This is a genomic window from Roseibium sp. RKSG952, assembly GCF_009711355.1.
The window spans coordinates 1-8,881 of the sequence record NZ_SMMF01000781.1; the positions used below are offsets into that span (position 1 = coordinate 1).

The following is an 8,881-nucleotide window of genomic DNA, read 5'->3' on the forward strand; positions in this document are numbered from 1 at the left end:
GAATATCTCTGCGTGCGCAGAGGAAACCCTGTGGTATAAGCTATTGAAATATCAAAGAGCAGACTGCATGACGCAGTCAAAGGCGCTGGAGCAGAACTTTGCGCCAGCGCCGATATCTGCTAACGCAGATCACGTCTCAACTGTTTTATTAAGACGGAGCATCCGCCTGTCGGCGGCAATATAATCGGCATCACTAACAACGCCGATATTACGGTTTGGCTGGCCTTAGCAGTACTGCGCCAAACCCAAAGCCCGTGTGACGCCCGATACCTCTGGAAATGAGTTTCAGGAACTCGTCCGAGTTTGCGACGGACAGAATACCGGAAATCGTCGCGGCTGGGATTGTGAACTGCTTGCCGAGTGGGCGCTTGCCTTCCTCGTTTTTTTGCGCTGGCCGCCGGGATACGGTTTCTAGCGAAAATGCGTCCAGTTTGGCATTAAGGATGGATGCTGCGTCGACCGTCTTTCTGGCGAACCATTTGAGGTAAACCTCGTCCCTGGTTGATCCTTTCGGCGCCCGCCGAAACGCGTCGACCGTTCTGTTTTCGACTTGAACGATCGGTGCGGCCTTGACCTGGAACGAATAGCTCGCGCCCTCAGCCCAAGCTGAAGGCATTTCCTTCGACAACTCCGAAAGAATGGCTGCCGATACGGCTGGTTGCGCAACTGCCGCCCGCTCATTTGTCAGTTCCTCGGCGGAGACGGAGGAGTATCCAAGCACTCTGATTCGATCGCCTTCCTCAAAGTGACGGAATGGCTGCATCCGGAATCTGCCGTAAGCGGCGCAGATCAGCGAATGGACGATATAGCCGATGTCCGCAGAGCCGATGCCGATGTCCTGCGCCCAGGAAAACATCGATTTCGTTTGGATGCGGATGTCCACGAGGTGTGTCATTAGACGGTGATCTCCATGATGCCTTCGACCACGCGACGGGAATCGCTGTGGAAGTTGTTTTTCCAGTTCTTCAGGTCTCGCACGCTGATTTCGCGATACGCACCGTTCAGAAGATGCTTCTCGGACGCCTCGGTCCTGATCGAGAACCTTCCTCCATGGCCGTCCGTGTCAGGAACGGTTGCGAGAGCTCCGTGCAGGCTGTCCGCCTCGATAACCGCCTCGAAGATCGGCCTCGTCGGAGGGCACGCCTTTCGACCGAGAAAAAGCGGACGAACCGGTTTTTTCACCGCATTCGCAATGAGGTTGATAAGCTCCGCATTTTCCGATCCGATTGCGACCGTTACCGAGACGTCGGTTAGGTAGTCCCGATAGATTTGGATCGGATTCTTGTCGTTGTTCGTTGTCCGCATGTTCACCGGTCGCGTTGTCCAAACGTTTTTCCCGATGAACGTTGGCTTCTCCGGGTCGTTTGCGTTGGTCAGGGCGGTCTGGTAGTCCGTCATGACCTTCCCGGGGCGATCCAGACGGCTCGCGACGATGATTGAGGACTGAAGCGCCTCAAGCTTCTCGCCTTCCGTCCGCTTGTACCCAAGGGCGTTCCCAAGAAGACCAACGATCATCGACTTGAGGGGGTGGCGTGCCGTGGGGCGTGTTTCGTCCACCGCCACGTCGCCGAAACTGGCCATTGGGCCTTCAAGTTTGAGGATAAGCGTTTTCATGTGGCTTATCCCGTCGTCAGGATTTCTTCGATTTTCGCAGTTGCTTGCGCGAGGTTCGTCTGTTCGGCATCTGCCACGTTCGCCTCCACGATCGACATAACGAACCTCTGGCCGGTTGGTGCGCCGTAAATCCGTTCCTTGCCTGCAACGTAGTCAGTCAGCTTTTTGACGGCGGCATCCACCGTCGGCCGTGCCGGCTCTCGGAATGCCTCTGCCAGGGAGCGGGGTGCATCGTCCGTGATCTCGACCATGATGAAGTCTGCGGTTGAGTACGGGGCGGTGCTTCCCTTCTTCGCGCCGACGATGCTTGTCGCGGCAAGGTTCAGGATTCGACTGACGACCTTTGCGGAGACTTCCTCCGGATTGTCGACGCCGCTGAGGTTCGACTTCAGGAGGTCGAAATCAACGACATAGTAGCCGTAAAGAAGCGGGGAATTGATTTCGGTTTCACCGAGATGTCCACCGCCGGCGTCATCGCCTTCACTGCGGTTCTTCAGGTCGTCGACAGCGGTGAAGAAGTCGACCTCGGACTGCTGGGCGTGCACGGAGATCGCATGAGCGACATGAACAGCCGCATCGACAGTCGACAGGGCATCCCCGGTTACCATGCGGCCGAATGCAGCTATATCGAGGGAGGCGTTCGGCATGTGTCGAAGCGTCTTCTTGGTTTTGTTGGCCTTGAAGTACTCATCCGCAACCTTGGTGAAGTCTGTCCGCTCCGTTTCGTTGGCTGAAGCGATAATGGCCCGGATGATGTCCTTGATGAATTCGATTTCGGCAGCTCCGAAGATCAGCAGTTCATCGCGCTCGAGAACAGCGAGTGGATCCTTCGGAGCATCTTCCTCGCCGTTCTCTTCAGCTTCCTTGGCCTTCTTGCGGTTCGCCTTGGCTTTCTCGCTCGGAGCGTAGAGAAGGTCCATAACCGCGAGGGTGACCGGGACAACCTGTTCCGCATTGAGTCCTTCGGAAATGAGCGCTTCGGCGATCGGCTTCCGGAACAGGAGCTTGGAACGAACGCCGAGCGCACCCACTTCCAGCAGGCTGGATGCGGAAGTGGAGGTGCGCATCTTGCGCTTGGCGAATTGCGAGCTGGTGCGGGTGCGGACGCCAGCACCGTATTCGATGCGCTTTGCCATTCCGGAGTCGTCGCGGTTCAGGAGAACGCTGGAGTAGCCCGTCAGAGTGTGGATCTGGATGAATGTGTTGCCCATGGGTCAGCCCTTCTTGAGAGAGTAGAAATCGCGAGCGAGGCGGTTCTTCGCCTCGGTGTTCTGGTAGAAAACGAATTCCGCAAAACGGAACCAATTAACCGGCCGTCCCTTGTTCGCAAGGAAGCGGACTGCGGAAATCAGGTAGTCCTCGAAGGGGTCACCTTCGGCCTTCAGAAGGCGCGAAATCCTCAGGTCGCTGCGGGCGGAAAAACCGACGTCGCGCAAGGCTTGCCCTGGGTTCACTCCGTTCTGATGGATGTGCGGCGACATGATCGCCATGGCTTTGGCGACGAGTTCCCACCGCCCCTTCGGCGTGGCGTCGTCACTGACCGCGGCCATGAGCTTCCAGAATGAAACCGCCGGGGTCTTGGTGTCCATCCGCCGGAGGGTGGAGATGTCGCCTCTTGAAAGGGTGGTGCTCTTCCCTTCGAATCCTCGTTCGAATTCAGCGATCATTCGTCCTACCGTGCTGATGAAGGGGCTTGGTTCCTTTTTGTCTTCCGAACTCATTCGGCAGGCTCCTTGTTGAATAGATTGTGCCAGCGGGCGTTAAAGGCGGCCTTCCCAAGGGCTTCCGCCTTAAATGAGAGTTGTGTTCTCGAGCTTCCGGACTTGAACGTGCTCTCGAGAATGTCTTCGGCCGTGTTCCTCAGAAATTCCTTCCAGGATTTCGGGTCCTCGGATGCGGACACTTGCCATAGGTGAGGAAAGAATTCGTTCGAAAATGCCTGCTTGAACCGGCTTGAAGCGATCTTGAAGGCGCCTTCGGACTTGTCGCTGTTGCGAAAATCGATCTTCTCGTTTTCTGGCTGGCAGAAGCGGTACACTCCGAACTTCAGGGCTTCCTGGGCATTCTTGGCGAGTTCCAACATGATTCCGCTGAAGGCGCCGATCTGATCTCGTTCCTGTTTGCGCTTCAGGCGCCTGACCGCCTCTGTGGGGATCGGAATCTGAATGTCGTGGTATCCATATGTCTCACCCTGCCCCCGAAGGATTCCGCTCAGCGAAAAGACCCCCGGCTTCCCGGCTTCCTCCTCAAGGAATTCTTGAAGCGGCGACCTTTTGACACCGGATTGTCCGAGGACGATCCTCGAAAGCAGTTCGACCGAAATAGAATTCGGACTAATGGACTTGTAGAGTGGCTCCACGGTTTTCTTTGCCTTCGGATTGTGCCTTGTGTCCTCGAGCGGCATCCAAGGGTCGCCAAAATTGCCCTTCAGATCGAGGTTTGGAATTCGCATACACTTTGAGCCCGCCGTAACGACGAACAAACGCCCGGCTTCATCCTTGCCAAGCTTGAGACGTCGACAGCAGTCGATGTAGAGGGGGTGTAGATCCGTCGTCTTGATCTGCCCCTTTCCGTCCCAGAAGGTCGACCAAGGCAAGGCGATATTGTTTCCGGACTCGGTGAAATGCGGGTACTCCCGGTAGATCTTCGGCAACATTCTAAGGATCTTGTTGACATCGCTCTTCCATTTCCCCGAGGTCGAAATATCCGTATAGGTTGCAACGCAAAGCTTGGTTGACAACCCGCGGTTCATTCTGGGTATTCCGTAGAGAGAACTTCCTTCGTACCCGGATAACGTCTGAGTTTCGATCAGGGCCAATACCCAATGCCATGCACTTGGATACTGCATGACGGAAAATTTCACGGTGTGGTTCTTGGAGGTGATCAGGGTACCAATTTCGTCAGGGCTGAATGTCTTCCCTTTGCTTTTGACGGTATCCTCGAAATCTGCCGTCGGCATCCCTGGTTGCATGAAGACGGAGTCTTCGGGATTTTCCGAAAAAATCCTCCAGCAATCCTTCGGAGCGAGCTTCAGAAGGCGCTCGGCCCAGGTCTCAGCCGAAGCCAGCGGACCCAGTCCGTCGTCGGAAAGGCTCGTTCCCAAGACCCCCAGGTGAGCGAGAAAGAGGTGTAGCGCAGCCGACTGATGGGCCTTGACCTCCCGAAAGGATTCGATATCGCCTTTGCCGAGGAGTTCCATGACTATTGGGAGTGTCAGGAGTTCAGCGGCGCCGCTCTTAAGGGTGACCGGGATAAGGCCGTCGTCGATCAGGTTGGTCTCGTTCATTCAACTTCTCCAATCCGTATCGACCGTAGAAAAAGAGATCCGCGCCGACACGGAACTCAATTCCGCAAGGATTGGTTACAACGAGTCCTTCGACGACGTCAAGCCCCTCCGGCGAACTCTTATTAAGATAGCTGGGTATGGCCACTCCGCGTACGTTGAATCCCAGAACAGACTCGCACGGTCTCTTGAACTCCAATCGAATCCCATGGTCGCCAATGCGGCTCGCGGCATTCTTCGGGATGTCGGAAACGTGGTCTCCGTATCGCCAGTCCCTGTCGCGCAGTCCTGATTGGGCGGCCGTTTGTCTGGCTAGTTCGTAGCCTTCCGCCTTGGAGTTTTGCTGCTCGTAATCCGGATTTTCGGAAACGAACCTTTCGATGCTTTCCGGGTGCGTGCAGGCTTCAACGAGTTCCCGGTTGTCATCTGGGGTCACGAGCATTCCACGTCTTTCGATTTCCTTCCTGGTGATTGCGACCTGCGTCACCTGTTCGTAGGCTCTGTCGGTTCCGATGCCATGGTCGGCCTTCTTCGTGAAGTCTGACAGGTCATGATCCGGCACTAGAGCGATCGCCGTTGGTATCTCGAAACCCTCCGGGCGCATTCTTTGAGTATGCCTATGCAGGCGTCCGAGTCGTTGGAGCAGGACATCCATCGGACAGATGTCCGTGATTAGGATGTCGGCGTCGATGTCCAGGGATTGCTCTATGGTTTGTGTTCCGACCGCAACGACGGCGTCTCGTTTGGAATTCTTTCCGAATGCTCTTTCTATGGCCTGGTCGATCTCTACCCTATCTTCTGTTGCAAACCGACCGTGATGGGGCACATTGGTGCCATTGGAGGTTCGAAGGATGTTTTCCGGCGGAAGCAGTTTTTCGAGGTGCTTCTGGACGGCTACGCACTCCCGTACGGTGTTTCGGATCACAAGCACCCTCGCGCCCTTTCGAACGTGTCCGGCAGCCAACTCGGCCACGTCCGCGGCATTCTTCATTATGTTCCTGGTGACGATCCTGACGGACTTTCTCCGGCCTACGGGAGGGAGCGGCGTGGTGGTTAGTTTTCCGGCGATCACGTGTCGAATGCACGGATAGGGAAGCGCCGTCGCTTCTTTCAGCGTCGGTGAACTGAATGTGGCAATCGCCGTTCTGCTGATGAACCTTTGCGCGGCGATCGAACCCAGCGTTGCGGACATAAGGAAAGCGTGACCACCTCGATTTACATGCCGCTCCACCACCTCTGCGAGGATTCGCGTCATATAGGCGTCGGAGGCATGGACTTCGTCAACGATCAAGAGGGATCGACCGAAGGACGACCATCTGAGCGTGGAGTGTTTCGCGTGCATTGCCGAAAGTAGGATTTGATCTACCGTGCCAACGGCAAAACGTGATGCCAAGTAACGTTTTGACATTTCGGCGTGCCAATTTTCAGGCCCTGGGCTCGCATTGTCCGACTTGATGATTTCCTCGCCCGTCGATCCACCCGTCAGGTATCCCGGCACCGCGAGAGTGACCGGCACCCTTCCGTTGCCGAACATTTTGTCGACCGCCCATCTTACGCGTCCGTGGATCTGTGCGGCGCTGGTTCTTGTTGGGAGTGCGAAAAAACATCCATCCACAAGTCCCAGCTCCAAGAGGCGTCCGAAATGGGCGATGCTTGTTTCCGTCTTTCCTGAGCCGGTTTCGGATTCAAAGATCGCCAAGGATCCGGAAGGAGCATTTCTTAGGGTTGTGTTCATTGGTAGAGCGCGTTCGTAACGTCAATGAATGCGGACTGCATTTGGTGTGGCTTGAATTCGAAAATTCCCTCGAATGAAGTCCTTTCCGGAACGGCGGTCCTTCCGGACTTTTCGAGCATTTCGCGAGCTGTTTTTCGTGCGAAATCTATACGAGCAAGAGGGGTCGACCCCGAATGGAAATCGAAATGTCGATCGTCCGATGCCATCCAGTCCGCCAAAGTGAGAAGCCCGTTGAACTCGTTCATGAATGCGGCGGAACACGTTAACGGTTCATCGTGCTCGAATGCCTTCGGCCAGTTGGTTTTCATGATGTCCGCCAACTCGGAGAAAAGACGCTTCAGGTCGGTGTATTTCCATCCGCTCCACTTGACCTCCTTCAGTTCATAATCCTCGACGGTCGAGGCTCGAATGGCATATTTTACCGGGGCGCCATGGTGGCCGATTGTTGCGAGAAATGCCCGAATGAAAAGTTCTTCGCCATCGTCGTTTCCGTCCTGGAACCAAAGGTCGAAATTGGCCGGCAGGAGTTTTAGGAAATCCTCCACGAGTTCGTCGGAGAAAAGGCTGCACGCAACCATTGTGTGGCCTTTGAAGCGGCGGTGACCGTAGTCGTTGAAAACCTGTCCCTGAAAATCGTTTATCGCCTTGCCGACGTCATGGAGAAAGGCCAGCAAGCACATGCGTTGCTTCTGGATTTCGGAAAGCCATCGGAGTCCGCAGGTCCTGGCGAGTGGCTTCTCGTATCCGTTGTCGAGAAGCTCTCTGAGCATGATTGCAACGTCGATCATGTGGTGGGTCAGGGGGAGCCACTTCGGGCCATCTCCGGCGGGCGAATCCTTGAATTTTGCCCAATAATCCGTTGGAAGCCCCTGCATTTGACACCTGAATCCTTTAAAACCGAAAAAAGGTTAAGTTGAATCCTTTAGGCACGCAAGTGCGCGCTGTTATTTCCTTCCTCCCGCCGGTGTGGTACTGCGATTTCAGGTTTGATTTTCGTTCGTTTTGAAGTGGATGGCGGCGTGGGTTTCCTGACTGGTAGGCTTGGAGTTGAGACTGCGAGAATACCGCACAAATCAAGACATGGACTTCTTTGGGTCGAGCGCGGAACCATAGGCATTGAGGATGGTTGCCTTATTTTTAAAACCTCAGGGTTTGGCGACATTCCGCCGGGCGAGTACGGCATTCCGCATCAGGGGATTTCGACACTCCTCATGGGGCCGGGCACTTCCATCAGTCACGATGTCTTGCGCGTATTGAATGGCCACGGAACGTCGATCCTCGCCGTGGGGAGCGGTGGTGTCCGGATTTATTCGGCGCCGCCGTTAATTCCGGACAATTCTTCCATCGCCCGGTCCCATGCGACACTTTGGTCTGACTTGCCCTCGAGGACTTTTGTCGCGCGAAAAATGTTTGCTCTGCGCTTTGGCGAGGTCTTTCCGCACAGAAATCTAAATGTTCTGCGCGGAATCGAGGGCGGCCGAATAAAGAAGGTTTATGAAATTCAAGCCGGAAAATACCGCATCCCTTGGAATGGCCGACGGTTCGATAGGGCAAACCCTGAGAAGTCGGATCTTGCAAATCAAGCAATCAATCATTCCGCCACTGCCGTGTATGCTTTTTCGGCGATCGCCGTCTACAGCGTGGGCGCGATACCTCAACTTGGATTTATACACGAGTCGTCAGGAGACGCTTTCTGTTTAGATGTCGCTGACCTCTACAGGGCGACAATTACCGTTCCTATCGCCTTTGAGTGCGCCCGATTCACCATGGATCACCCTGAGGTTTCGCTTGAGCGACACGTGCGTCATGAGATCAATAAACTTGCCAGAAAGCAATCTTTAGTGGACGAGATGATCGATAGAATAAAAGGGCTTCTCAATGTCGATGACTATAGTGATCACAAGGGATGTTGAGGATCGTTACCGCGGCTTTCTGCTGTCTTGCATGCCCGAGTTGTCGCCTGGTGTCTATGCTTCATCGAATTTGAGTCGTGGGATCCGGGACCGCTTGTGGGAGGTTGTTTCAGATTGGCATTCGCAGTTAAGGCGAGGGTCTGTCAGCATGATTTACGAAGACAAAAATCAACCTAGCGGACTGATGGTCGAATCTGTCGGCGCGCCGGCGAGAGAGATTGTCGACTTTGACGGATTCTATGTTAGCCTAAAGCGAAATTAGCGTTTCGTTCTTTGACATCTTTATTTTTCAATGAGATAAAAGCAAGGGTTTCCTCTGCGCACGCAGAGATATTC

General features: G+C 54.8%; 10 protein-coding genes. 3 read left to right on the top strand and 7 right to left on the bottom strand.

Going from position 1 to position 8,881, the window contains the following annotated elements:
- Nucleotides 1-184, top strand: a 184-nt coding sequence (locus E1297_RS49750) for a hypothetical protein (protein WP_209015674.1), incomplete at its 5' end; no start/stop codon positions are given.
- Between the two features lie 24 nt (nt 185-208).
- Here E1297_RS49750 and E1297_RS06500 read toward each other — a convergent pair.
- The 7 genes from E1297_RS06500 to E1297_RS06530 are packed head-to-tail and all read right to left on the bottom strand — an operon-like array spanning nt 209 to nt 7,507.
- The gene (locus E1297_RS06500; protein WP_155135446.1) at nt 209-895 is read right to left on the bottom strand and encodes a type I-E CRISPR-associated protein Cas6/Cse3/CasE; all 687 of its coding nucleotides are present in this window, start codon (nt 893-895) and stop codon (nt 209-211) included.
- On the bottom strand, nt 895-1,614 hold the full coding sequence (cas5e, locus tag E1297_RS06505) for a type I-E CRISPR-associated protein Cas5/CasD (RefSeq protein WP_155135448.1): 720 nt from the start codon (nt 1,612-1,614) through the stop codon (nt 895-897). The genes E1297_RS06500 and cas5e overlap by 1 nt, the downstream gene beginning before the upstream one ends.
- Nucleotides 1,615-1,619: 5 nt before the next feature.
- On the bottom strand, nt 1,620-2,825 hold the full coding sequence (cas7e, locus tag E1297_RS06510; protein ID WP_155135450.1) for a type I-E CRISPR-associated protein Cas7/Cse4/CasC: 1,206 nt from the start codon (nt 2,823-2,825) through the stop codon (nt 1,620-1,622).
- A gap of 3 nt (nt 2,826-2,828) precedes the next feature.
- A complete protein-coding gene (gene casB, locus E1297_RS06515; RefSeq protein WP_155135452.1) occupies nt 2,829-3,335 on the bottom strand; it encodes a type I-E CRISPR-associated protein Cse2/CasB in 507 nt (168 codons plus the stop codon).
- Nucleotides 3,332-4,900, bottom strand: a complete 1,569-nt coding sequence (locus E1297_RS06520) for a hypothetical protein (RefSeq protein ID WP_155135454.1) — start codon at nt 4,898-4,900, stop codon at nt 3,332-3,334. Before E1297_RS06520 ends, casB begins: the two co-directional genes overlap by 4 nt.
- A complete protein-coding gene (cas3, locus tag E1297_RS06525) occupies nt 4,851-6,632 on the bottom strand; it encodes a CRISPR-associated helicase Cas3' (RefSeq protein WP_155135456.1) in 1,782 nt (593 codons plus the stop codon). Before cas3 ends, E1297_RS06520 begins: the two co-directional genes overlap by 50 nt.
- Nucleotides 6,629-7,507 carry a CRISPR-associated endonuclease Cas3'' gene (locus E1297_RS06530; RefSeq protein WP_155135458.1) on the bottom strand — a complete coding sequence of 293 codons (879 nt, stop codon included), beginning with the start codon at nt 7,505-7,507 and terminating at the stop codon, nt 6,629-6,631. The genes cas3 and E1297_RS06530 overlap by 4 nt, the downstream gene beginning before the upstream one ends.
- Before the next feature lie 111 nt (nt 7,508-7,618).
- On the opposite strand from E1297_RS06530, the gene cas1e reads away from it, so the two are divergent.
- Nucleotides 7,619-8,545, top strand: a complete 927-nt coding sequence (cas1e, locus tag E1297_RS06535) for a type I-E CRISPR-associated endonuclease Cas1e (RefSeq protein ID WP_209015675.1) — start codon at nt 7,619-7,621, stop codon at nt 8,543-8,545.
- A gap of 31 nt (nt 8,546-8,576) precedes the next feature.
- The gene (gene cas2e, locus E1297_RS51245; RefSeq protein WP_368669474.1) at nt 8,577-8,807 is read left to right on the top strand and encodes a type I-E CRISPR-associated endoribonuclease Cas2e; all 231 of its coding nucleotides are present in this window, start codon (nt 8,577-8,579) and stop codon (nt 8,805-8,807) included.
- Nucleotides 8,808-8,881: the final 74 nt, after the last annotated feature.

Excerpts from the sequence above, each read along its gene's own strand:
- E1297_RS06500 (WP_155135446.1), bottom strand. The coding sequence starts at position 895 with ATGACACACCTCGTGGACATCCGCATCCAAACGAAATCGATGTTTTCC.
- cas5e (WP_155135448.1), bottom strand. The coding sequence starts at position 1,614 with ATGAAAACGCTTATCCTCAAACTTGAAGGCCCAATGGCCAGTTTCGGC.
- cas7e (WP_155135450.1), bottom strand. The coding sequence starts at position 2,825 with ATGGGCAACACATTCATCCAGATCCACACTCTGACGGGCTACTCCAGC.
- casB (WP_155135452.1), bottom strand. The coding sequence starts at position 3,335 with ATGAGTTCGGAAGACAAAAAGGAACCAAGCCCCTTCATCAGCACGGTA.
- E1297_RS06520 (WP_155135454.1), bottom strand. The coding sequence starts at position 4,900 with ATGAACGAGACCAACCTGATCGACGACGGCCTTATCCCGGTCACCCTT.
- cas3 (WP_155135456.1), bottom strand. The coding sequence starts at position 6,632 with ATGAACACAACCCTAAGAAATGCTCCTTCCGGATCCTTGGCGATCTTT.
- E1297_RS06530 (WP_155135458.1), bottom strand. The coding sequence starts at position 7,507 with ATGCAGGGGCTTCCAACGGATTATTGGGCAAAATTCAAGGATTCGCCC.
- cas2e (WP_368669474.1), top strand. The coding sequence starts at position 8,577 with ATGCCCGAGTTGTCGCCTGGTGTCTATGCTTCATCGAATTTGAGTCGT.